21 protein-coding genes and 1 pseudogene are annotated in these 23,840 nt (G+C 65.0%); 8 read left to right on the forward strand and 14 right to left on the reverse strand.

Annotation, left to right across the window (positions count from 1 at the left end; genetic code table 11):
* Window positions 1–13: 13 nt before the first annotated feature.
* The 7 genes and pseudogenes from DM806_RS16195 to pabB all read right to left on the reverse strand — a co-directional run bounded on the left by DM806_RS16195 (window position 14) and on the right by pabB (window position 6,476).
* Window positions 14–804, reverse strand: a pseudogene (locus DM806_RS16195) (IS5 family transposase).
* 141 nt (window positions 805–945) lie between these two features.
* Entirely contained in the window at window positions 946–2,061 is a 1,116-nt protein-coding gene (locus DM806_RS16200; protein WP_179044226.1) for a zinc-binding dehydrogenase, read from the reverse strand.
* 77 nt (window positions 2,062–2,138) lie between these two features.
* Window positions 2,139–2,813 (reverse strand): peptide-methionine (S)-S-oxide reductase MsrA, encoded by a 675-nt coding sequence (gene msrA / locus DM806_RS16205; RefSeq protein ID WP_179044227.1) that lies wholly within the window; start codon window positions 2,811–2,813, stop codon window positions 2,139–2,141.
* Window positions 2,797–2,949: a hypothetical protein gene (locus DM806_RS16210; protein WP_179044228.1), complete on the reverse strand. Its 153-nt coding sequence runs from the start codon at window positions 2,947–2,949 to the stop codon at window positions 2,797–2,799. The genes msrA and DM806_RS16210 overlap by 17 nt, the downstream gene beginning before the upstream one ends.
* 296 nt (window positions 2,950–3,245) lie before the next feature.
* Entirely contained in the window at window positions 3,246–4,448 is a 1,203-nt protein-coding gene (locus DM806_RS16215) for a pyridoxal phosphate-dependent aminotransferase (RefSeq protein ID WP_179044229.1), read from the reverse strand.
* Between the two features lie 201 nt (window positions 4,449–4,649).
* A complete protein-coding gene (locus tag DM806_RS27315) occupies window positions 4,650–5,273 on the reverse strand; it encodes an aminotransferase class IV (protein ID WP_256869347.1) in 624 nt (207 codons plus the stop codon).
* 33 nt (window positions 5,274–5,306) lie between these two features.
* Window positions 5,307–6,476: an aminodeoxychorismate synthase component I gene (pabB, locus tag DM806_RS27320; protein WP_256869348.1), complete on the reverse strand. Its 1,170-nt coding sequence runs from the start codon at window positions 6,474–6,476 to the stop codon at window positions 5,307–5,309.
* Between the two features lie 92 nt (window positions 6,477–6,568).
* Between pabB and DM806_RS16225 the strand changes: the two genes are divergently transcribed.
* Complete coding sequence (locus DM806_RS16225; RefSeq protein WP_179044230.1) at window positions 6,569–6,952, forward strand: DUF983 domain-containing protein; 384 nt, start codon at window positions 6,569–6,571, stop codon at window positions 6,950–6,952.
* Between the two features lie 20 nt (window positions 6,953–6,972).
* Here DM806_RS16225 and DM806_RS16230 read toward each other — a convergent pair whose 3' ends face one another.
* The gene (locus DM806_RS16230; protein ID WP_179044231.1) at window positions 6,973–7,410 is read right to left on the reverse strand and encodes an acyl-CoA thioesterase; all 438 of its coding nucleotides are present in this window, start codon (window positions 7,408–7,410) and stop codon (window positions 6,973–6,975) included.
* A 272-nt stretch (window positions 7,411–7,682) separates the two neighbouring features.
* Between DM806_RS16230 and DM806_RS16235 the strand changes: the two genes are divergently transcribed.
* The 6 genes from DM806_RS16235 (at window position 7,683) to proP (ending at window position 16,872) form a co-directional block, all read left to right on the forward strand.
* The gene (locus DM806_RS16235) at window positions 7,683–10,001 is read left to right on the forward strand and encodes a TonB-dependent receptor (protein WP_179044232.1); all 2,319 of its coding nucleotides are present in this window, start codon (window positions 7,683–7,685) and stop codon (window positions 9,999–10,001) included.
* A 22-nt stretch (window positions 10,002–10,023) separates the two neighbouring features.
* Window positions 10,024–11,367, forward strand: a complete 1,344-nt coding sequence (locus tag DM806_RS16240; protein WP_179044233.1) for an alkaline phosphatase family protein — start codon at window positions 10,024–10,026, stop codon at window positions 11,365–11,367.
* Between the two features lie 271 nt (window positions 11,368–11,638).
* Window positions 11,639–12,883 (forward strand): YceI family protein, encoded by a 1,245-nt coding sequence (locus tag DM806_RS16245; protein ID WP_179044234.1) that lies wholly within the window; start codon window positions 11,639–11,641, stop codon window positions 12,881–12,883.
* Window positions 12,884–13,012: 129 nt separating this feature from the next.
* A complete protein-coding gene (locus DM806_RS16250) occupies window positions 13,013–13,390 on the forward strand; it encodes a Rap1a/Tai family immunity protein (RefSeq protein WP_218647520.1) in 378 nt (125 codons plus the stop codon).
* 129 nt (window positions 13,391–13,519) lie between these two features.
* Window positions 13,520–14,890, forward strand: coding sequence for a class II 3-deoxy-7-phosphoheptulonate synthase (locus DM806_RS16255; protein WP_179044235.1), 1,371 nt, complete (start codon window positions 13,520–13,522; stop codon window positions 14,888–14,890).
* Window positions 14,891–15,363: 473 nt separating this feature from the next.
* Window positions 15,364–16,872: a glycine betaine/L-proline transporter ProP gene (gene proP / locus DM806_RS16260; protein WP_218647521.1), complete on the forward strand. Its 1,509-nt coding sequence runs from the start codon at window positions 15,364–15,366 to the stop codon at window positions 16,870–16,872.
* On the opposite strand, the gene DM806_RS16265 is transcribed toward proP, so the two are convergent.
* The 6 genes from DM806_RS16265 to DM806_RS16290 all read right to left on the reverse strand — a co-directional run bounded on the left by DM806_RS16265 (window position 16,869) and on the right by DM806_RS16290 (window position 22,677).
* A complete protein-coding gene (locus DM806_RS16265) occupies window positions 16,869–18,251 on the reverse strand; it encodes an ATP-binding protein (protein WP_179044236.1) in 1,383 nt (460 codons plus the stop codon). The two genes, proP and DM806_RS16265, sit on opposite strands and share 4 nt — an antisense overlap.
* Window positions 18,248–18,967 (reverse strand): response regulator, encoded by a 720-nt coding sequence (locus DM806_RS16270; RefSeq protein ID WP_179044237.1) that lies wholly within the window; start codon window positions 18,965–18,967, stop codon window positions 18,248–18,250. The genes DM806_RS16265 and DM806_RS16270 overlap by 4 nt, the downstream gene beginning before the upstream one ends.
* Before the next feature lie 140 nt (window positions 18,968–19,107).
* Window positions 19,108–19,797, reverse strand: a complete 690-nt coding sequence (locus tag DM806_RS16275; protein WP_179044238.1) for an EF-hand domain-containing protein — start codon at window positions 19,795–19,797, stop codon at window positions 19,108–19,110.
* A gap of 136 nt (window positions 19,798–19,933) precedes the next feature.
* Complete coding sequence (locus tag DM806_RS16280) at window positions 19,934–21,151, reverse strand: argininosuccinate synthase (protein WP_179044239.1); 1,218 nt, start codon at window positions 21,149–21,151, stop codon at window positions 19,934–19,936.
* A 138-nt stretch (window positions 21,152–21,289) separates the two neighbouring features.
* A complete protein-coding gene (locus DM806_RS16285; RefSeq protein ID WP_256869349.1) occupies window positions 21,290–22,312 on the reverse strand; it encodes a hypothetical protein in 1,023 nt (340 codons plus the stop codon).
* A 158-nt stretch (window positions 22,313–22,470) separates the two neighbouring features.
* On the reverse strand, window positions 22,471–22,677 hold the full coding sequence (locus DM806_RS16290; protein WP_179044240.1) for a DUF4169 family protein: 207 nt from the start codon (window positions 22,675–22,677) through the stop codon (window positions 22,471–22,473).
* An 89-nt stretch (window positions 22,678–22,766) separates the two neighbouring features.
* Here DM806_RS16290 and DM806_RS16295 point away from each other — a divergent pair, with 89 nt between their 5' ends.
* Window positions 22,767–23,762, forward strand: coding sequence for a LacI family DNA-binding transcriptional regulator (locus DM806_RS16295; protein WP_179044241.1), 996 nt, complete (start codon window positions 22,767–22,769; stop codon window positions 23,760–23,762).
* Window positions 23,763–23,840: the final 78 nt, after the last annotated feature.

Raw genomic sequence — 23,840 nt, forward strand, 5'->3', positions numbered from 1 at the left:
GGTGACGATTTAATCATTTGAGCCAGAGCATGATGCTGGCGAGTTTGACAAATCCGAGGAAGTTGGGGGCGAGCTTGTCGTAGCGTGTTGCGATGCGCCGCCATTGTTTGAGTTTGGCGAAGAATCCTTCGATGCCCCAACGCTGTTTGTAGGCGATGCGGTCGTAGCCGTGTTGGTACTTGCGGTGGCGGCGTGGTGGGATGACCGGCTCGCCGCCTTGCTCGTAGATGAGGTCATGCAGGCGGTCGGCATCGTAGGCGCGATCCGCCAGCACCTTGCCTGCCGGGATGCCCCGGATCAGGTCGCAGGCTGGAGCCATGTCGTTTTGCTGTCCGGGGCCAAGAATGAAGCGGATCGGCAGACCGAGGGCATCGACTACGGCGTGGATTTTGGTGCCGAACCCACCTCTCGACCGCCCGAGAGCCTGGGCTTGAACGCCCCCCTTTTTATCCGAGCCCCTGCCGCTTGAGCCTGAGCGCGGATGACAGTGGCATCGATCGCCAGCCATTCGATGTCGGGATCATCGGACACCGCCGCGAATATCCGGTCGATCACACCCTGCTCGATCCAGCGATAATAGCGCCGCTTGGCTGTCTGATAGGGACCAAAGCGTTCGGGAAGATCGCGCCAACGACCGCCTGAGCGCGCCAGCCACAGCAAGGCATCGAGAAAACGCCTGCCGTCGCTACGCGGACCACGCTTACCCTTGCGCCCGCCCGGAACGAACTCCCGCAATCGCTCCCATTGATCGTCCCGAAGTACCTCGCCTTCCACACCAGCCTCCAAAAGCCACTGTTGAATCACAAAGACCCGGCGCCGTGAATCCCTAAAATGTCACTACAGCCTAGAGCCGTGAACGATTAGATTGAATCGTTCACGGCTCTATTGTCTTTTGATTACCGCATTCTGCGAGCCGTCGGCTGTTCCAGCCGACTTCAGAATGCTCTAGCCGTTCGGCACGATCAGATATTTCTCGCCCGTCCGCCTGGCGTTGTAGGTCAACACCGCCTCCCGCGTGAGCGCATCCTGTAGCGAGATGCGCGCTTTGTAGGGGCTGGCGAAGGTCGTTGTGAGTCCGTCACGCACCCGCTGGCGCATCCGGTCCACCGTTTCGGCGCCAGCGCGCTGGAGGAAGGGGAAGAGCAGCCAGCCGCCCACATTCCAGCTGAAGCCGAAGCTGCGCGTGATGACCGTCGGCGCCATATCGAGCGCGCCATATATATAGGCCTGCTTGAGTATGTCGGAGCCATAGCGGTTATAGGCGGCCCCCTTGTTCGCCGCCTGCTCCATCGCGTGCAGGATTTCGCCGACCAGCGTGCCTCCGCCGATCGCGTCGAACGCGATGGTGGCGCCGGTCGCTTCGATCGCGCTCTGGAGTTGCGCGCGGAAATCCTCGCCGGAACTGTCGATCACATGTTCGGCACCCAGCGCCGTCAGCGTATCCACCTGCGCCTGATTGCGGACGATGTTGACCAGCGGGACATTGTCTTCCTTGGCGATACGCACCAGCATCTGGCCGAGATTGGAAGCGGCAGCGGTGTGGACGATCGCCTTGTGCCCGTCGCGACGCATCGTCTCGACGAAACCCAGCGCGGTCATCGGATTGACGAAGGCGGACGCGCCCTGCTCCGCACTCGCCCCATCGGGCAGCACCATCACCGACCGGGCGTCGACCAGCCGATATTGGGCGAACATCCCGCCCGGCACGCAGGTGACGAGCTTCCCCAGCAGCGCCTGCGCTTCGGGCGCATCGCCCGCCGCGACCACCGTCCCGGCACCTTCATTGCCGACCGCCATCGCTTCCCCGACACGCGATGCCATGGCCCGACGCGCCGGATCGGGCATCTGGGCCACGATCCGGCCATCGTCATAGTCGGCATTGTCCACATCAGCCGGGCCGAACAGCAGACCAAGGTCGGATGGGTTGATCGGCGCGGCTTCCACCCGGACCAGTATCTCATGCCCTTTGGGAGGCGGCAGGCTTTCCTCGACCAGTTGGACGGTCAGCTTGCCATCCTCGGCCAGGGTGGACAGGATCTTGAGGCCGCGCGTGTCGCCCATGGGAATGCTCCTTCTATCTGGGATCAGGAAGTAGGTGGCCGGGCTTCAATGACAAGCTGGCAAAAGTGCCGGTCGGATCAGGCCGACGGATTTTCCCGGTAGAGCGTCGGGAACATCGCCTTGAGCGCGGCGATCTTCGGCTTGTCCCAGCGGAGAATATAGGGATGCAGCGGGTTCCTGTGCGCAAAGTCCTGATGGTCGCGCGCGGCATCCTGGAAGCCGGTGAACGGCTCCACCCGCGTCACGATCGGGTCGCGCCACAGGCCCGCCTTGCCGAGCTGGGCCAAATAGGCGCGGGCCGCCCTGTCCTGCTCAGGATTCAGGGGAAAGAGCGCGCTGCGATACTGGGTGCCGCTGTCGGGTCGCTGATAGTTGAGCGTCGTCGGATCGACGATGACCGAGAAGAAGATGCGCAGTAGGGTGCCGTAGCTGACCTGCGCCGGGTCATAGGTGACGCGGACCGACTCGGCGAAACCGGTTTCGCCGCCACTCACCGTCTCATAGTCGACGCGCCGCCCTTTCAGCCCGCCGGCAAAGCCGGAGACGGCGAGATGGACGCCCTTCACATGGGAAAAGACGCCCTCCACGCCCCAGTAACAGCCGCCCGCGAAGATGGCGGTTTCCAGCGTGCGGGTCGGGGCGGCATCTATGGTCGGGACCGGCGCCTGGACGGCGGATGCGGCATGCAACGGCGGCGCGGCGACGAGCGCCGCTAGAAAGAGGGAGGTTAGGGCTTTAGAGCGCCGTTCCATTGGTCGTGGTCGCCGCGACGGCGGTGGTGCTCAGCATCGGCGGTTCCGACGGCTGCAACAGGAACATGCCGACGGCGCCGATCGCGAACCCGCCCAGAAAGCGCAGGAACAGGTCGGATTTCAAAAATGCCATCATGGCAGTGCCTTTCTTACAGTCCTTTTCGGCCAACTCGACCGGCGGCTATACCCCGGCGCCTTGCCCTTGGCTGAACCGGCCGCGTCGCGGGAGCGACTTTCGACCAATGTGGGCCAGGGAACGACGAAGGGGCCAAGTCCAAATTCGGTTTCTTTCCGCAACGGGCATATAGACGCTGCGGCGTCAATCGCAAGACGCCGCAGTGCGAAAAAGACCGTTTCCGTTTTTTGACAGGATAGAAAAACCGGCGCTTTCACGCCGGTTTCCGTTTGTCACAGATGCGAAATCGCGACGGCTTATTTGAGGGCGGCGCAGGCTTCCTGAATCCGGGTGCAGGCCTTCTTCAGCACCTCGTCCGAGGTCGCATAGCTGATGCGGAAGGCCGGCGACAGGCCGAAGGCGGCGCCATGGACAGCCGCGACCTTCGCTTCGTCGAGGAAATAGCCGATCAGCGCTTCGTCGCTGGTGATGACCTCGCCCTTGGGCGTGGTCTTGCCGATCAGGCCGCTGGCGTCGGGATAGACGTAGAAGGCGCCTTCGGGCGTCGGACAGTCGAGGCCCGGCGCATCGTTCAGCATGGCGACGACCATATCGCGGCGCTTCTTGAACACGCTGTTGCGCTCTTCAAGAAAGTCCTGCGGACCGGTCAGCGCGGCGGCGGCGGCGGCCTGGCTGATCGAGCAGGGGTTGCTGGTCGACTGCGACTGAAGCTTGCCCATCGCCTTGATGATCCATTCGGGACCACCGGCGAAGCCGATACGCCAGCCGGTCATGGAAAAGGCCTTGGAGCAGCCGTTCACCGTCAGCGTACGGTCGTACAGTTCCGGGCAGACCTGCGCGATGGTGGCGAAGGGCGTCGGCGCGTACCAGACATGCTCATACATGTCGTCGGTCATCACCAGCACATGGGGGTGACGCAGGAGCACGTCGGCCAGCGCCTTCAGCTCGTCGGCGGAATAGGCCGCACCCGACGGATTGGAGGGCGAGTTCAGCATCACCCACTTGGTGCGCGGGGTGATCGCGGCGTCCAGCTGGGCGGGCGTGATCTTGTAGCCCTGGCTTGCCGGACCTTCGATGAAGACGGGGGTGCCGCCCGCGAAGTTCACAATGTCGGGATAGCTGACCCAGTAGGGCGCCGGGATGATGACCTCATCGCCCGCATCGACGGTCGCAATCAGCGCGTTGAACAGGGTATGCTTGCCGCCCGAATTCACGCTGATCTGGCTGCGCTTGTAGATCAGGCCATTGTCACGCTTGAATTTGAAGGCGACGGCTTCCTTGACGTCGGCGGTGCCGTCCACGTCGGTATAGCGGGTCAGATTCTTGCGAATGGCCTCAATGCCCGCCTCTTTGACAAAGTCGGGCGTATCGAAATCCGGTTCGCCGGCCGAGAGACCAATAACGTCCACGCCTTCGGCTTTAAGGGCATTCACGCGCGCGCTCATCGCCAGGGTGGCGGAGGGCTGGATGCGACCGAGGGCGGCGGAAGTCTGGCTCATGGTAATAATCTTTCTCCAGAGCGATTTCAAAGCAGGCGGAACAGCCCGCTGACTCGAAAATCGCGACCCAAAATAATGAATCCCCAAAGGCCCGCAATAAAAGCGGACGCCGCGTCCCTTAGTGCGCAACGGACGAAGGGGCAACCGGCCAGATGGGCGTTAATGGCTTTACGGCAGCATAGCGTTGCTATCGGGCGAAAATCAGCGCGACAGTGTCGCCGCCACCATGCCGCGCGCGGCATTTCCGATGAAGAAGCCGCGCTCCAGATCGTGGATGCGCAGGTCGCCCTCCACCGCCTCGCCCATGTCGATCAGGCTCTGCCGCAATATGCCCGGCAGCAGCCCGCGCGACAGCGGCGGCGTCACCAGCTTGTCGCCGCGCTCGACGAAGAGGGTGGAGAAGCTGCCCTCGGTCAGATAGCCGGCCGCGTCGGTCATGAGCACCTCATAGGTGCCGCCGCGCTTGAGCGCATCGCGGTACAGCGCCCGGTCGGTGGTCTTGTGCGCCAGGCGCAGGTCGTCGGCGGGCGCGTTGCGCGGCACCACGGCGACCGGGACGATCGCCTGCGGCCAGCTACCATGATCGCGCACCTCGATCGCCAGCGCGCCGCCGCGCGACACCAGCAGCCGTACCCGGCTCGCCTCCCGCAAGCGGAAGGTCGCCGCCTGCAGCTCGTTGCGCACGCCATGCCGATCGAAGGCGAAGCCCATCGCATCGGCGCTGGCCTTTAGCCGCGCCAGATGCAGCTCAAGCAGCCTGATCCCCTCATGCGGATCGAAGGCCATGGTTTCAAGCAGGTCGAACCGTCCGTCAGCCAAAGACATTGCTATTGTTTCTAGCCCCTGCACATCATGCCATCACGCCGGCGAAAGAAAGCGCCCCTTGGCCAGGCATTCCGCCCATTCGGAGCCTGCTTCCGAATCCGCGACGATGCCCGAGCCGAGGCCCAGCCTGCCGACTCCATTGCCTTCTTCGACGCATAGCGTCCGAATGGCAACATTGAAGGCGGCATCGCCTTCCGGATCGATCCAGCCCATCGTGCCGGTATAGACGCCGCGCGCGTGCGGCTCGACCGCGTCGATGATCTCCATCGCCCGTACCTTGGGCGCGCCGGTGATCGATCCGCAGGGAAACAGCACGCGCAGCACATCGACCGGCGACAGGCCCGGCAGCACCCGCGCGCGCACGGTAGAGACAAGCTGGTGCACGGTCGGATAGCTCTCCACCCTGAACAGGTCGGGCACGGTGACGCTGCCCGCCTGCGACACCCGCGACAGGTCGTTGCGCAGCAGGTCGACGATCATCAGATTTTCGGCGCGCTGCTTGGCATCCGCCTCCAGCCAGCGGGCGTTGGCGGCATCCTCGTCCACATCGGCGGCACGGACCGCCGTCCCCTTCATCGGCCGGGCGGTCAGCTGGCCGCGCACCTGGGTGAAGAAAAGTTCGGGCGAGAAGGACAATATGGTCTGCCCCCCGTCGCGGATCACCCCGCCATAGCCCGCCGCCGCACGCGGCCGGATTGCGGCGTAGAGCGCCATCGGGTCGCCGTCGACCGCGACCGCGCAGGGAAAGGTCAGGTTGGCCTGATAGATGTCGCCGGCGCAGATATAGTCCTGCACCTGAGCGAAGGCGGCGCGATAGCCCGCCTCGTCCACCAACGGTCGCAACGGCCCGGCGGCAGCGCCCACCGGATCGGGGAGAAGGCCCGGCAGCGCACCGGGCGCAATCAGCCTGACTCCTTCGAACAGGCCGAACCAGAGCAGGGGCGTATGCGCATCGTCCCGTCGGCGCGCGATCGGCGCGAGCCGGTCTTCCAGCGCCAGCCCGGCCTCATAGCTCATATAGCCCGCGACATGCAGCCCCGCCTCGCGCGCTTCGGCCACGCGGTCGAGCGCGGGCTGCACCTCCGCCATGGCCCGAGCCGCGATAATGCCGACAGGATCGCGATAGAGCCGCGCCGGCGCCGCGCCACGCAGGCGCGCATCGTCGAACAGGCAGAAAGGCTCGTCGGGACCGGGGAGACGCATGGCGCTTCTTAACAGGCTTTGTCGACAGCGGAAGAGCGCAAGACGGCGATGCTCTGTTGCATGGACAGTTTGCAGCGCTTAGCCATCGATCCATGACCGATCCTGCCCCGGACACCCGAACCGACCGCCCGATCGGCCCGGCGATCGGCCATGGACTGCGCGGACGCTGCCCAGCCTGCGGCGAGGGCCGGCTGTTTGCCTGCTTCCTCAAGGCCGCGCCGACCTGCACGCGCTGCGGCCTTCACCTCGACGCGCATCAGGCGGACGATTTCCCCGCCTATATCGTGATCCTGCTCCTGGGGCATATATTGGTGCCCTTGATGATAGAGGTGAATGCCGCCTTTGCCATCCCGCTCGGCTGGCAGGCGCTGATCTGGCCGGGGCTGGCGATCTTGCTGGCGGTGGCGATGATCCAGCCGATAAAGGGCGGGGTCATCGCCTTTCAATGGAGCCGGCGGATGGCGGGCTTCAGATAGGCCCGCTCATCCCGGCCCGATCAATCCGGCTTGCGCAGGAAATTTCGCTCCATCGCCTCGCGCAGCGTATCGTCGATCGAGCGGCGGCCCTCCGCGCCATGGGTCACGACCGTCGTGTCACAGGTGGCGACGCACATGCCCTTCTGGAACCCCGCCGAGCTGATCGTCCAGCTGGTGCGGCCGATATGGCCGATCGCGCAATGCACCTCGAACGGATAGGGGAAATGCGATTCCTCGATGAAGTTGAGGTTCACATTGGCCACCAGCCAGCGCACCCCCTGTTCCTGCGGATGACGCCCCATATGATGATGGAAGCGGATGCGGGCGGTTTCGAAGATGCCAGAAATGGCCACATTGTTGATGTGGCCCATCGTATCCAGATCCTGGAAGCGCGTGTCGATGCTGGTGACGAAGCGATAGGCTTCGGGACTGAACCGCCAGGATTCGGGTTTGGCCATGTCCTGCTTTCCCTTTGGAATTTTCTGTCACATTTCCATAGCCGCCCGGATCGTCGATGCAATCGCGCCAGTGAAAATGGCAGGACTGCGACCTTTATGACACAATCGGCAAGCAACCGGCCATGATCCAGTGAACGGCTCGTTCGATCATGACGCACGTGTCACAAGAGCGTCACCGATCCGTCAACATGTTCACACCGCAGTGCAACATCGCGCGCTTAAGGCCCCCGGCAGAGCCAGTCATCCAACAGGGTTCCAAGGGGGATTTCACCATGCGTCCGATCAACGCCCTATTGCTTGCGTCCACCATTCTCGCCGCCACACCCGCCTTTGCGCAGGACGTCGCGCCGGCAGCCGACGCCGCTGCTGCCGATGGCGCGGACATCATCGTCTTCGGCCGTGGCGAAACCCGCCAGGTGCAGGAAATCGCGGCCAGGGATCTCGTCACCCTGACGCCCGGCACCAATGCGCTCAAGGCGATCGAAAAACTGCCCAGCGTCAATTTCCAGTCGGCCGATCCGTTCGGCAATTATGAATGGTCGCAGCGCGTCACCATCCGGAGCTTCAACCAGAACCAGCTCGGCTTCACCTTCGACGGCATCCCGCTGGGCGACATGAGCTATGGCAACCATAACGGCCTGCACATCACCCGCGCGATCAGCAGCGAGAATATCGGCAGCGTGCGCGTGTCGCAGGGCGCCGGCTCGCTCGGCACGCAGGCGACCGGCAACCTCGGTGGCACGGTCGAGACCTTCTCCGCCGACCCGGCCGACTATCTGAGCGGCGGCGCATTCGGCGCGCAGGGCAACCTGACCTATGGCAGCGACGAAACCTGGCGCGCCTTCGCCCGGCTGGCGCTGGGCAGCAAGGATGGCATTCGCGGCTATGTCTCCTACGGCTATGGCTCGACCGACAAATATAAGGGGCAGGGCACGCAGGACCAGCATATGGGCAATGCCAAGGTCGTGATCCCCGTGGGCGATGCGACGGTCGACGGCTGGCTCAGCTATTCGGACCGCCGCGAGCAGGATTATCAGGACATGTCGATGGGCATGATCCGCCGCCTTGGCTGGGACTGGGACAACACTTACCCCGACTATGCCCGCGCGATCGACTATGCCAGCCGCCTGAACGACGTCGACCGGATCAGCAACAGCGGCGGGTCGCCTTTCCCCGACGGCTTCTATGACTATAGCGGCGCATCGGTGGCCGGTGGACAGACCTATCCCGGCAACGTCACCAGCGCCGACGACGCCTATTATGACGCGGCCGGCCTGCGCAAGGACTGGCTGGGCGCGATCGGCATCACGACGCCGATCGGCGAGCAGGCGACCTTCAAGATCAAGGGCTATTACCACAATAATAGCGGTATGGGCCTGTGGGCGACGCCCTATACCCCCAGCCCCAACGGCGTGCCCATGTCGGTCCGTACCACAGAATATGAGATGGACCGGATCGGCGCGTTCGGCAGTGTCGACTATAGGCTCGGCATCCAGAATCTCAGCGTCGGCGCCTGGTATGAGAATAACAAGTTCAACCAGGCCCGCCGCTTCTACGCCTTCGCCAGCCGCACCGATCCGGGCCTGAGCTTCCGCGACTATCCCAAAAATCCCTTCGCGACCCAGTGGGAATTCGATTTCACCACCGACACGTTCCAATATCATGTTCAGGACAAGATCGACCTTGGCATGGTGACGGTCAATCTGGGGTGGAAGGGGTTCAGCGTCACCAACAAGGCCGAAGCCGTGGTGTCATCGACCTTCCCCGAAGGCAAGATCAAGGTGCAGGACTGGTTCCAGCCCCATGCCGGCTTTGCGGTCGAAATCACGCCTCAGGCGGAAATCTTCGGCGGCTTCACGCAGGTGACGCGCGCCTTTGCCAGCGCCACGACCACCGGTCCCTTCTCGACCAATCAGGCCGGCTTCGACGCGATCAAGGACGATCTGAAGCCCGAGGAATCGGATACCTATGAACTCGGCCTGCGCTACAACACGCCGGTCTTCAACGGCACGCTGGGCGCCTATCTGGTCAACTTCCGCAACCGCCTGCTGGCGGTTCAGGTCGGCAGCCCAATCCAGGGTCTGGCATCCGCGCTCCAGAATGTCGGCGGCGTGCGCGCCGTCGGCGTCGAGGCGGCGGGCGACCTGAAGCTGGGCAGCGGTTTCGGCCTCTATGCCAGCTACAGCTATACCGACGCCACCTACCGTGACGATGTACTCAACAGCTCCGACGGCACGCTGGTCGCGGCGATCAAGGGCAAGACCGTCGTCGACAGCCCGAAGCATATGGCGCGCGGCGAACTGAACTTCGATGATGGCCAGCGTTTCTTCCGCGTCGGCGTCAACTATATGTCGCGGCGTTTCTACAGCTACACCAACGACGCCTCGGTCCCCGGCCGGGTGATCGTGGATGCCTCGCTCGGCTATCGCTTCACCGACAAGATCGAGGTGCAGCTGAACGCCACCAACCTGTTCGACAAGAAATATGTCGGCACCATCGGTTCGGGCGGCTTCGGCAATAGCGGCGATGCGCAGACCCTGCTGGTCGGTGCGCCGCAGCAATTTTTCGCGACGCTGAAGACCGGCTTCTGAAGCTCGCGCCGGAGATAGAAAGATGAAGACAGTCGCGCTTGTCGCATCGACATTGGTCATGGCCCTCCCGGCCATGGCCCGGGCCGAACCCGTCCTCCTGATCTCGATCGACGGGCTGCGGCCCGGCGACGTGCTGGAGGCGGACAAGCGCGGCCTGTCCATTCCCCATTTGCGCCGCTTCCTGAAGGACGGCGCGCATGCAAGCGGCGTGACCGGCGTGCTGCCGACGCTCACCTATCCCAGCCACACCACGCTGATGACCGGCGCCGCGCCCGCCCGGCACGGCATCGTCGCCAACAACAGCTTCGATCCGACCGGCATAAACCAGGGCGGCTGGTACTGGTATGCGCAGGACGTCAAGGTACCGATGCTGTGGGAGGCCGCGAGCAAGGCGGGCCTGTCCACCGGCAATATCCACTGGCCGGTCAGCGTTGCGGCAAAGGGCGTGACCTGGAACCTGCCGCAGATCTGGCGCACCGGCCATGCCGACGACGCCAAGCTGCTCGACGCGCTGGCGACGCCGGGCCTGAAGGCTGAGCTGGAGGCCAAGGTCGGCCATCCCTACGCCATGGGCATCGACGAAAGTCTGCCCGGCGACCAGCTGCGCGGCCGCTTCGCCACGGCGCTGATCGCCGCGCACAAGCCCGATTTCCTGACCGTCTACCTGACCGCGCTCGACCATGAGCAGCATGAAAAGGGTCCGGACACGCCCGAGGCGAAGGCGGTGCTGGAGAAGATCGACGCCATCATCGGCGATCTTGTCGCGGCAGAAGCGAAAGCGCATCCCGACGCGGTGATCGCGCTGGTCAGCGACCATGGGTTCGAAGCGACCCACACGGCGCTCAACCTCTACCGCCCCTTCATCGATGCCGGCCTCATCACGCTGGGCAAGGATGGCAAGGTCGCCTCCTGGCTGGCCATGCCGTGGATCGCCGGGGGATCGGCCGCGATCATGCTGGCCCGTCCCGACGATCAGATGCTAGCCGCGCGCGTGAAGAAGCTGCTCGACCAGCTCGCCGCCAATCCGGCGAACGGCATCGCCAGAGTGGCCGACAGGACAGAAGTGGCGGCCATAGGCGGCAACCCGCAGGCCAGCTTCGCCATCAACCTCAAGCCCGGCTTCGTCACCGACATTTTCCGCGGCCCGGCAGCCCCCATCGTCGCACCCAGCCCGGTCAGGGGCATGCACGGCTATTTCCCCGGTCCGGCCCACCTTCAATCGACTCTGCTGCTGATGGGCAAAGGCGTCGCGCCGGGCAAGGATCTGGGCCAGATCGACATGCGCGCCATTGCGCCGACGCTCGCCAGGGTCATGGGCGCGGAACTGCCCGACGCGGAGAAGCCGGCGATCGATCTGGGGCGCTAGGCTGGGCGCGAGCGTTTTGGGTGGTTAGGGGACTGTCGGCTGTTCTTCTTGGCCGTCACCCCAGCGAAGGCTGAGGTCTCAGGCGAGGTTGCGCGACTTGGCCTGAGATCCTAGCTTTCGCTGGGATGACGGAATATGATAGCTTCCAGATCCCCATTCATGACCGCGCGCGCTCAAGCTGCAACCCATCGTTTCCGCCCCGGGCAATGGACTTGGTTACGAGCGCGACATAATTTGCGCCCAATCATCAGGGTCATTTCCGGGGTAATTCATGACGCAACGCTACAGCCTTGTCGCCATCATCCTGCACTGGGCGATCGCCGCCCTGCTTGCTTTCCAGATCGCCGTCGGCTGGGCGCTGGAGGATCTGGGCGCGCGCGGTTTCTCGCTCTACCAGTGGCACAAGTCGGTCGGGATGCTGATCCTCGCGCTCACCCTCGTCCGCATCGCCGTCCGCTACTGGAAACCGCGTCCGGCCAAGCTGGAGGGCGGCTGGCAGGGCGCGCTGGCATCGGGCGTGCATGTCGGCCTCTACGCCTTCATGCTGGGCGCGCCGCTGACCGGCTGGGCGCTGGTATCCACGGCGAAGGTCCAGGTGCCGACCCTGCTGTTCGGCGTCCTGCCGCTGCCGCATCTGCCCCTGCCGGCCGCCAGCCACACCCTTGCCGAAAACGGCCATGGCCTGCTCGCCTGGCTCGGTATCGCGCTGTTCCTGCTCCATGCCGCGGGCGCACTGCGCCATCATTTTCTGATGGGCGACGGCCTCATCTGGCGCATGGTGCCGGGCCGCTCGACTGCATTGCTGGTGGCGCTGCCCGCACTGATCCTGGGCGGTGTCGTCGCCGGACGCGCGATCCTGCCCGCCCCGCAGGCCGCCCCCACCCCCGTTCCGCCACCGGTAGCGGAACAGGCCGACACCGAAATAGACAATCTCGCCCAGATGGAAGCGGTCAACGCCACAGCGCCGGCCGACAATGCCGCCGCCAACGCGACACAGGCTGCTCAAGAAGAACCCGTCGGCCCGCCGCCCGCATGGACCGTCCAGCCCGGCGGCCGCATCGGCTTTTCGATCGGCAATGATGGCGAGACGATCAAGGGCAGTTTCGCCAAATGGACCGCTGCCATCGTCATGGACCCCGATCATCCCGACAGCGCGGACATCAAGGTCACGATCGACATGGCCTCGGCCAGCGTGGGGGACGCCTACAAGGACGGGATGCTGCCGGGCGAAGAATTTTTCGGCGTAGCGGCCCACCCCACCGCGACCTTCGTAGCCAAGGGGGCGGAGGCAACCGGTCCCAACCGCTACCGCGCCAGCGGCACGCTGACACTGAAGGGCGTTTCGAAGCCGCAGGCCATCCGCTTCGCCCTTTCAGGCAAGGACGCCGTCCGCAAAGTGTCGGGCAGCGCCACCATCGCGCGCAGCGCCTTTGGCGTCGGTAATGGCGACAGCAGCACTGGCCTGACCCCACAGGTGGCCCTGTCCTTCGACTTCACCGCCAAACGGAAGGAGTAATCCCGCCGCGCACTGGCCCGGCGCGATTCGGGAAGCTATGGCATCGACACGGACAGGTCGAAAACGGACAGGCGTTGTTCAGCATCGCCTGGTTACGGGCGGGCAACAAGCATCGGCTTCAGGATGATCATGATACGCGCGCTTCCGATCGCGATGGCGGCAGCCAGCCTCGCCGCCTCGCCCTCCCCTGCGGCTCCGACGGCCCCCGCCGCCGGAACGGGCGCCTTCATGTTCGAAACGGGCGCCAGCCTGCTGGCCAAATGCCGCAACAAGGCGCCCGAATATGCGCTGGCCTGCACCGCCTATATCGTCGGCGTGGTCGATGGCATTCGCAAGGATGCCTTTATCGGCCGGGGCCGTCCGGTCTGCTGGCCCGACCGCATGAGCGCGGACGAGGCGCGCAAGATCGTCGTCGCCTATCTCGAACGCTGGCCCGACCAGCGCAAGGCGCCCGCCTCGGTCCTTGTCAGCGTGGCGCTCAACGATCGCCATCCCTGCCAAAAATAGAGCGGGGCGATCAGCCTGATCGGGACAAATCATTGCGCATTCCGATGGCCTAACTGGTACAATCTTGCCTTGCCCCCCAGACAAGCGTAGGGGCGGCCCCTATTTTATCTTGAGCGAAGGAGACTCGACGTGGCGGCGAAGTGGACGCCGGAAAGCTGGCGGGAGCATAAGGGCATCCAGATGCCCTTTTATCGGGACCAGGAGGCGCTGGCCTCGGTAGAGGCCCAGCTTGGCCAGTTTCCGCCGCTCGTCTTTGCGGGCGAGGCGCGCAATCTGAAAGCCGATCTGGCCAAGGTCGTGACCGGCGACGCTTTCCTGTTGCAGGGCGGCGACTGCGCCGAGAGTTTCGCGGAGTTCCATCCGAACAATATCCGCGACACGTTCCGCGTGCTGCTCCAGATGGCGGTGGTGCTGACCTTCGCGTCGAAGCTGCCGGTGGTGAAGGTCGGCCGCATGGCGGGCCAGTTCGCCAAGCCGCGCTCGGCCGATACCGAGACGATCGGCGGCGTGGAACTTCCCAGCTATCGCGGCGACAATGTCAACGACATCGCCTTCACGCCCGAAGCCCGCGAGCCGAACCCACAGCGCATGGTGCAGGCGTATAACCAGTCGGCGGCAACGCTCAATCTGGTCCGCGCCTTCTCGACCGGCGGCTATGCGTCGCTGGATCGCGTCCACGGCTGGATGCTCGATTTCATGGGCCGCTCCCCCTGGGCCGCGAAGTTCGAGGCGATGGCCGACCAGATCGGTCAGGCGCTGGACTTCATGCGCGCCTGCGGCCTGGACGCGGACAGCGTGCCGCAGCTGGGCGGGACAAGCTTCTACACCAGCCATGAAGCGCTGCTGCTGCCATTCGAACAGGCGCTGACCCGTCAGGACAGCCTGACCGGCGACTGGTACGACACGTCGGCGCACATGCTGTGGATCGGCGACCGCACCCGTTTCGAAGGGTCGGCCCATGTCGAATATCTGCGCGGTATCGGCAATCCGATCGGCTTGAAATGCGGCCCCAGCCTGGAGCCGGACGCTTTGCTGCGCCTGCTCGACACGCTGAACCCGAAGCGGGAAGCCGGGCGCATCACGCTCATCACCCGCTACGGCCATGACAAGATCGAGGCCGGCCTGCCCAAGCTGGTGCGGGCAGTCATGCGCGAAGGCCATCCGGTGATCTGGTCCTGCGACCCGATGCACGGCAACGTCATCAAGGCGGCCAACGGCTACAAGACCCGTCCCTTCGACCGCATCCTGGCCGAAGTGCGCGGCTTCTTCGCCGTCCACCGCGCCGAGGGCAGCTTCGGCGGCGGCATCCATGCCGAAATGACCGGGCAGAATGTGACCGAATGCACCGGCGGCGCCATCGCCATCACCGACGAGGGGCTGGCCGACCGCTACCACACCCATTGCGACCCGCGTCTGAACGCGGCGCAGAGCCTGGAGCTGGCTTTCCTGCTGGCCGAAATGCTCAACGAAGAACTGAAGGAACGCCGCGCCGCGGCCTGACCTTCCTCGGGCAGGGGCGCCGTCTGGCGCGGCGCCCCTCCTCGGACCGGCGCCACCCTGTTCAGAGCAGGATGCCGAAAAGGCCGCGCGCAAATAAAGCGGGGTCGATACGCCCGTTTAAATTCATTCTATCCGCTCATTTTGAAATTTCGTTACCTATACTGGAAATAAGATTTCCAGCATTGCCTTGTCGCGTCCGTCGATGATGCGAGTGGATGACCGGTCAAAGGGGCCGGACCGAGGCTTAATACCTTGCAATGCAACAGGACGGCATTTTGCGCCCTGCCCCTGTGACGCCACGGCCCGTCCCTTTGTTGCACCTTTTTGCGGATATCATCCCTATGTCTCCGGCTCCTCGCTTGATGCCAATGCGGCGTCGCAACATTCTTGGGCCTGCTTTGCGCCCATAATCGCCTGTCTGACGCTTTGGTGGCGCGCTGCTCGCGCCCGCTTGGACGGGCCGGGAGAATAATTTGTCATCATCCCACGCGCAGTCCGCGCGTCACGCCCATTTCGGCTGGTTCAAACGCCGCCGCGACATGAAGGTCGACGACGTCACGCTGGTCGACCGGTCCCTGCTCAACCGGGCCGTCGGCGCGGCCGCGCTCGGCAACGCGATGGAGTGGTTCGATTTCGGCGTCTATGGCTATATCGCCGTCACGCTGGGTCATGTCTTCTTCCCGTCGAGCGATCCCGCCCTTCAGCTGATCGCGACCTTTGCCACCTTCACCGTGGCCTTTCTGGTACGCCCGCTGGGCGGCCTCGTCTTCGGGCCGCTGGGCGACCGCTATGGCCGGCACAGGATATTGGCGCTGACGATGATCCTGATGGCGGCGGGCACCTTCGCCATTGGCCTCATCCCCTCCTATGCGCAGATCGGCATCGGCGCGCCGCTGATGCTGCTGGCCGCGCGGCTGGTGCAGGGCTTTTCGACCGGCGGCGAATATGGCGGCGCGGCGACCTTCATCGCGGAATATTCGACAGACCGGAAACGCGGGCTGATGGGGAGCTGGCTGGAGTTCGGCACGCTGGGCGGCTACATCGCCGGCGCGGGTACGGTCACGGCGTTGCAGATGGCGCTGAGCGACGCGCAGATGCTGGACTGGGGCTGGCGGGTTCCTTTCCTGGTCGCCGGGCCGCTGGGGCTGCTGGGCCTCTATATGCGGCTCAAGCTGGAAGAGACGCCGGCATTTCAGGCCTATAGCGAGCAGGTCGATGCGCGCGAGAGCGATCGGCCGCGCCTGGGCACGCTGTTCCGCCTCCATTGGCGGCAGTTGCTGAAATGCGTCGGGCTGGTGCTGGTGTTCAACGTCACCGACTATATGCTGCTGACCTACATGCCCAATTATCTGAGCGTGACCATGGGATATGCCGAAACCAAGGGGCTGCTGCTCATCATCATCGTGATGCTGGTGATGATGCCGCTCAACATTGCGGGCGGGCTGTTCAGCGATCGGCTCGGCCGGCGACCGATGATCATCGGGGCGTGCCTCGCGCTGATGATCCTGTCCATTCCTTGCATGCTGCTGATCGGCACGGGCAATGACGCGCTGATCTTCCTGGGTCTGATGGTGATGGGGATCGTGCTGGTGTGCTTCACCAGTTCCATGCCGTCCACCCTGCCCGCGCTCTTCTATACGCCCGTGCGTTACAGCGGCCTGTCGATCGCATTCAACCTGTCGGTATCGCTGTTCGGCGGCACGACCCCGCTAATCACCGCCTGGCTGGTGCAGACGACCGGCGATCCGCTGGTGCCGGCCTATTATCTGATGGGCGCGGGCCTGATCGGCGTCATCACCATGTTGACTGTGCGCGAGACGGCGGGGCTGCCGTTGCGCGGGTCGCCGCCAGCGGTGGAAACCAGAGCAGAAGCGATCGCACTGCTGAAGAGCGACGAACCGGCGACAGTGGACAAGGCGTTGCCGGACCTCTCGCCGCCAGTGACCGACGAGAGCGGTTTCGCTCGGCCAGCTGCGGCTTAGAGCGGCAGCACCAGACTGGCCTCCAGCCCGCCCTGCGGCCGGTTGGCGAGGCGCAGTTCGCCCTGATGCTCCGCCATGATCGCGCGGACGAGGGCGAGGCCCAGGCCCGCTCCGCCCGTCTCGCGGTTGCGCGATCCTTCGAGGCGGGTGAAGGGTTCGAGCATTTCCTCCATCCGGTCCTCGGCGATGCCGGGACCGTCATCGGCGACGGCGATGCGGATCGTCCCCGCTTCGTGGAGAACCGAGACATGGGCGCGCTCGCCATAAACGATCGCGTTTTCGATGAGGTTGCGGAGCGCGCGGCGGATCTGCTGCGGCCGCACGACGGCGACGGCGCGGTCGCTGTCGGCGAGGTCGACGGGCGATCCCAGCTCGATGAAATCCTCCACCACCGCATCGGCGAGCGAGGCGAGGTCGACCTTCTGCGGGCTTTCCGTGCTGCGCCCGGCGCGGGCGAGGGAGAGGATATCCTCCAGCATCCGGTTCATCTCGTCGATCGTCTCGGACATGCGGGCGCGCTCGCCATCATCCTCGACCGATTCGGTGCGGACGCGCAGCGAAGCGAGCGGCGTGCGCAGGTCATGGCCGATCGCGCCCAGCATCCGGTCCTTCTCGTCCAGCATGGCGATGATACGCGACCGCATGGCGTTGAACGCCATGGTGAGGTCGCGCACGTCGCCGGGGCCGCGTTCATCGACGGCGTCGGCCGCGCCGCTCTTCGCAAATTGCTGGGCGGAAGCGGTGAGTTGCTTCATCGGACGAGCCATGCGGCGGCCCACCCAGAGCAGGGGCAGGAGGACGATGACATAGAGGATCAGCGTCTGGCCTATCAGCCAGCCGCCGAACCGCGCGGGCCGATTGCCGATGCGGGCTTCGGTCACGACCCATTTGCCCGGTTCATATTCGACCGCAAGGCGCAGACGGCCGATGCGGCGGTCGCGCGGCACTTCGCCGGTGGCGCGGCTGCGAATCTGCTCCCAGCGGCGCAGCGGCATGATCCGGCTGTCTTCGGCCGCGGCGACGGAGTGGACGGTCAGGCCGATATCGTCGAACATGGCCTTCGCGCGCGCCTGCACGTCGGGGCGTGGCTTGCCGTCGAGGACGGGGCGGGTCGTGGCGAAGTCGACATTGCGCCGCTCATTCCGATCGCGATCGTCACTGTCCCGCCGGTCGGCGCGGCCGGGCCAGCGGTCCCCGCGCGCGTCGAGTGCGTTGATCACGCGATACACGACCGGCGCGGTCTGGCCGGTCAGATCGACCCGGTTGCGTTCGCGCAGCAGCAGGCCGAAATTGATTGCCTGCGCGACGAACAGCCCGATCGCGACCAGCAGGATGATCTGGCCGACCAGGCTTTGCGGCCAGAGACGAAGCCGCTTCACAGCTTCCGCACTTCGGCCGACAAGGTGTAGCCGCCGCCCCAGACGGTCTTGATAAGCGTGGGGTTCTTGGGGTCCGGCTCGATCTTCTTGCGCAGGCGGCTGATCTGGTTGTCGATCGCGCGGTCGAAGGCATTGGCTTCGCGTCCCTGCGTGATGTCGAGCAGCTGGTCGCGGCTCAGCACCTGATTGGGGCGCGTGGCGAAGGCGAGCATCAGATTATATTCGGCGGTCGACAGCGGCAGCGACACGCCCTCGCTATCCACTAGCGTGCGTTCCTGCGCCTTGAGCAACCAGCCGGCAAAGGCGTAGCTCGCGCCGTCGGGTGCAGTGACGCGCTGGCCGCCGGTGGCGACGCGGCGGAAGATCACCTTGATACGGGCGACCAGTTCGCGCGGAGAGAAGGGCTTCAGCACATAATCGTCCGCGCCCATTTCCAGGCCGACGATGCGGTCGGTCTCTTCCGACCTGGCGGTCAGGAGAATGACCGGGATCTCGCTCGTCTCGCGAATGTGACGGCAGAGCGACAGGCCATCCTCGCCCGGCATCATGATGTCGAGGATGACGAGATCGATCGCGCTCGCGCTCATGCGCAGCCGCGCGTCGGCGGCGTTTTCCACGGCGGTGACGCGAAAGCCGTTGCGCGACAGATATTGCGCCAGCGGTTCACGGATCGAACGCTCGTCATCGACGAGCAGGAGATGGGGACGGTCGCTCATCTTGCCTGTCTGTCATGGCCTTCAGGAGGTTGGAAGGGCGAAGGCGTGAAAGAGGGCAAGCCTTCGCCCTTCCCGGTCGGGCGGCGGGGGCGCGGGGCCAGGGGGAGGAAAACCCCGCGCCGGACCGCCGCCCATGCTGCTCAGTTGGCGGGCGGGGGCGGCGGCGCGCCTTCCGGGCCGGGGCCGCGCTTGCCCATCGGCCCGCGCATATGATCCCGCATCTGGGGGCGGGCCGCCTTCATCTCGTCAGCGGTGACGAAGCCGTCCTTGTTGGCATCGGCCTTGTCGAACATGGCGAGCGGCCCGGCCATGAACTCGGCCTTGGTGATGGTGCCGTCCTTGTTCGCGTCGCCGAAGCCGGGACCGCCCTGACCACCATGGCGCATCATGCCGCCGCGCGGGCCACGATGATGGCCGCCCCAGCCGCGTCCTTCGGGCTTGCCGGCCTCAGCGCGGCGTTCGTCGCGCTTTTCGGCGCGAGCCTGATGACCGGCGGTAAATTCAGCCTTGCTGATCTGACCGTTCTTGTCGGTATCAAGCGCGGCGAACCGTTCGTCCATGCGCTGCTGACGCTTGAGGTCGCGATCCTTCTGCGTCAGCTGGCCGTCACGATCGACATCCATTTTTGCGAAGCGGGCTTCGAGCGCGGCGGTCAGTTCCGCCTTGCTGATCTTGCCGTCCTTGTTGGTGTCGGCTTGTTCCATCATGCCGCCGCGCGGGCCGCCGGGGCCGCCTTCGGCGCCGGGCTGGGCATAGACGGCATGGGTTGCCGCGAGGCCGCCGACGAACAGCGATCCGACCGCGACGGTGGTGAAAAATCTGCGGAGCATGTCCAACTTCCTTCCAGTGTCTTGCTGAACGGCAGTCCGCCGTCCTTGAAGACGCTTATGAGGAAAATTTGTCCCGCAACTTTGTCACGCCGCCCGCTTGTTTGTCGCAAACTGTAACGGGCGGCGTGAGAAGCAATCAGCGATCGCGACGACCCAAGAGGCGCAAACGCAGGGCGTTGAGCTTGATGAAGCCCGCCGCGTCGCGCTGGTCATAGGCGCCGGCATCGTCCTCGAAGGTCACGACCTTTTCGCTGTAGAGCGAGTAAGGCGACTTGCGGCCGACGACATAGACGCCGCCCTTGTACAGCTTCAGGCGGACGGTGCCCGTCACCTTTTCCTGGCTGTAGTCGATCGCGGCCTGGAGCATCTCGCGCTCGGGCGAGAACCAGAAGCCGTTATAGATCAGCTCGGCATATTTGGGCGCCAGCTCGTCCTTGAGATGCGCCGCGCCACGGTCGAGCGTCAGCTGCTCGATACCGCGATGGGCGAGATGATAGATGGTGCCACCCGGCGTCTCATACATGCCGCGCGACTTCATGCCGACGAACCGGTTCTCGACCAGATCGAGGCGGCCGATGCCATGCTTGCGGCCATATTCATTGAGCGTTTCGAGCAGGGTCGCGGGCGACATGCCGACGCCGTTGATCGCGACGCCATCGCCACGCTCGAAATCGATGGTGATATATTCAGGCGCGTCGGGCGCGTCCTCCGGGTTCACCGTGCGCGAATAGACATAGTCCGGGGTTTCCTCCCACGGATCTTCCAGCACTTTGCCTTCCGACGAAGTGTGCAGCATGTTCGCGTCAGTCGAGAAGGGGCTTTCGCCACGCTTGTCGCGCGGGATCGGAATCTGGTGCTTTTCGGCGAACTCGATCAGCTTGGTGCGGCTGGCCAGATCCCATTCGCGCCAGGGCGCGATCACCTTGATGTCGGGGGCGAGGCCGTAATAGCCCAGCTCGAAGCGGACCTGGTCATTGCCCTTGCCGGTCGCTCCATGGCTGACCGCATCGGCGCCGACCATCTTCGCGATCTCGATCTGGCGCTTGGCGATCAGCGGACGGGCGATCGAGGTGCCAAGCAGATAGAGGCCTTCATAGAGCGCGTTGGAGCGCATCATCGGGAAGACATAATCCTTCACGAACTCCTCGCGCAGATCGTCGATGAAGATATGCTCTTCCTTGACGCCCATCAGGCGGGCCTTGGCGCGGGCGGGTTCCAGCTCCTCGCCCTGCCCCAGATCGGCGGTGAAAGTGACGACTTCGCACTGATAGGTCTGCTGAAGCCATTTCAGGATCACGCTGGTGTCGAGACCACCGGAAAAGGCGAGGACGATCTTGTTGATGGAATCGGACATGGCTGGCGACTCTTTTCGTGCAGAAGGACGCGGAATTGATGCGCGCGCCCGGTATCAGGCAAGCCGCCAAAGCGCAACCGGACATGACAAAAGCCGGGCGTCGGGACGCCCGGCTTTCCTGTCGTGCCGATGATCGGATCAGCTGGTGCGCGGCTTCATGAAGCCCTGGCGCTGACGATCCGAACCGAAGCGGTAGACGGTCTGGCTGCGGTCCATCGCCGGAGCCATAGTGGGTTCTGCATCGATCGTCTGCGGCGCGGCATGGGGCGCGGTCGCCGCTTCCTGCTGCGTCAGCAGGAACTTGGCGCGGCGCAGACGCTTCGCGCGGGTGGCGAAGGGATTTTCGGCGCTGGGCGGCGCAGCAACCATCGCTTCGAGCGTTGCCTCTTCCGCCGTCGTTGCGGCCATCGGGGTCATCGCCGCCGAAGCATAGTCGGGGCGGACGACCGGCTCGGCAACAGGGCGGGCCGGGGCGGGCGCCGGCGTCCTCGCGGCGACGGGAACGATCGACGGTTCGACCACCGGAGCCTCGACATACTCCTCCTCGGTCCGGCGACGACGCATCAGCGCAGCGCCGCCCAGGCCGAGCAGCAGCAGCGCGCCGCCACCCATGGCCCAGAGAAGTGCATCATCCGTGCGCGCCGTTTCGGCCGGTGTTTCGGCAACCACGGGCGCCGGTGTCGGCGCGGTCGCTTCTGCCGCAGCAGGTTCAGGCGTTACGGGTACGGGCGCGGCGGCAGGCGCAGCAGCAACCGGTGCGGGCATCGGCGCAGGTGCGCGTTCCGCCACAGGCTCGGCGCGCGGCGCCGGTGCAGCCTGCGCACGCGGCGCGGCGGTGCGGTTCGCAGGCTGCGACGCAGCCTTCTCGGCCTCGGCAGCCGCAGTCGCGGCCGCAATGCGGTCCTCAACCGGCGGGGTCGTCTGGACGACCGGCTCGCTAGGCTTGAAGATCGGCGCAGGTGTGGCAGCGGCCGGTGCTTCCGGGGCCGGGGCGGCAGTTGCGGGGGCAGGCGCCTGTAGCGGCTGCGCCGTCTCCGGAACGGTGGTCGGCGCGGTCGGCGGCGTCATTACGGTCTGCGCCAGCAGAGGGGTTGCACTCAAAGCCAGAACAGCGGCGATCGCGGCCCTGGCGGGGCGGATATTGCGAATATGTCCAGTCATAGCAGAGGAGAAACCAACGACCGGACGATTCATCTCACCCAGTTCGGCTGAATCGCGATGAATCGAGTGCAGTCCGCGTTATTCCGATCAATATTAATATCCGTTCATTTCAACATGAACGTTATATTTACAAGAATAGATGCAGATGATCGGCACCATTACTGATCGCCATCGGCATCCTTATCTTCAGTCCGATCCAGACGCGCACCATCAAGCAAGGCCGCCCGCCGCTTTTCCTCTTCGGCATCGGCCGCGCGTTGCGCCTTGGTCCGGCCGAACTTCGCGCGATTGGCGTCGGCCTCCCGCGCCTTGTCCGATCGCGCCTTTGCTTTCCTCGCCTGACGCAGATTGATGACATTGCTCATCGTGACAGCATAAGGCCGGGGGCCGCATCTTGCCAAGAGGCCCGGATTCCGGGCATGACAACCTTTTCCCAGCATTCCGAGCAACACCCATGACGAGCATCCACGACGTCGCCGCCCTCGCCAAGGTTTCAATCAAGACGGTGTCGCGTGTCGTCAACAAGGCGCCCAATGTCAGCCCCGAACTGCGCGAGCGGGTGCAGGCGGCGATCGATCAGTTGGGCTATCGTCCCAACCAGTCGGCGCGGCGGCTGGCCGGCGGACGATCCTTCATGATCGCATTCCTCTACAACAATCCCGCCCCCGGCTATGTCAGCCGCATCCAGATCGGCGCGGCCTGGCGCTGCCGGGAACTGGGCTATCATCTGGTGGTCGAGCCGATCTCGCCGGGCGCGGAGGAACGGTTCGAGGTGCTGGAGCGGCTGGTCGCGGCGCTGCGCCCCGACGGCGTGCTGCTGGTGCCGCCGCTGTCGGACGATGAGGGGCTGCTTGCCCGTCTGGCGGAGATGAACCTGCCCTGCGCCCGGATCGCCGGGTCGGTCGACGCGCCGAGCTTCACCATCCAAACGCCCGAACAGGCGGCGGGCCGGATGATGGCCGACCATCTGATCGGCCTTGGCCATCGGCGCATCGGCGTCATCACTCCGCCCGACACCCACCACGCCGCGCTGCGCCGCGTCGAGGGGTTTCGCGAGGGTCTGGCCGCCGCCGGAATCGCGGTGGACGAAGCGCTGTTCGTGCCGGGCCGGTTCGACTTCGCGTCAGGGATCGAGGCAGGCGAAACGCTGCTCGCCCTGCCCCGGCCTCCGAGCGCGGTCTTCGCCACCAATGACGAGATGGCGCTGGGCGTGCTGACGCTGGCGCACCGCGTCGGGCTGCGCGTGCCGGAGGATCTGTCGGTGACGGGCTTCGACGACACGACCGCCAGCCTCACCTCCTGGCCGCCACTGACCACCGTGCGCCAGCCGCTGGAGGATATGGGCCGCACCGTGATCGAGGCGCTGGCCAGCGGCCCGGTCGATGCGCCGGAATTCCAGTTCACGCTGATCGAGCGGGGCAGTTCGGGACCGCCGGCGAAGGAAGGGTGAGAGAAGGCTGGAGCCTGACTGAAATGTCGATCCGACTATCGTCGGCCGCCATCTATTGCACGCCCATTGCGGGGTGCC

The sequence above is a fragment of the Sphingobium lactosutens genome (genome assembly GCF_013393185.1).
GTDB classification, from domain to species: Bacteria; Pseudomonadota; Alphaproteobacteria; order Sphingomonadales; family Sphingomonadaceae; genus Sphingobium; species Sphingobium lactosutens_A.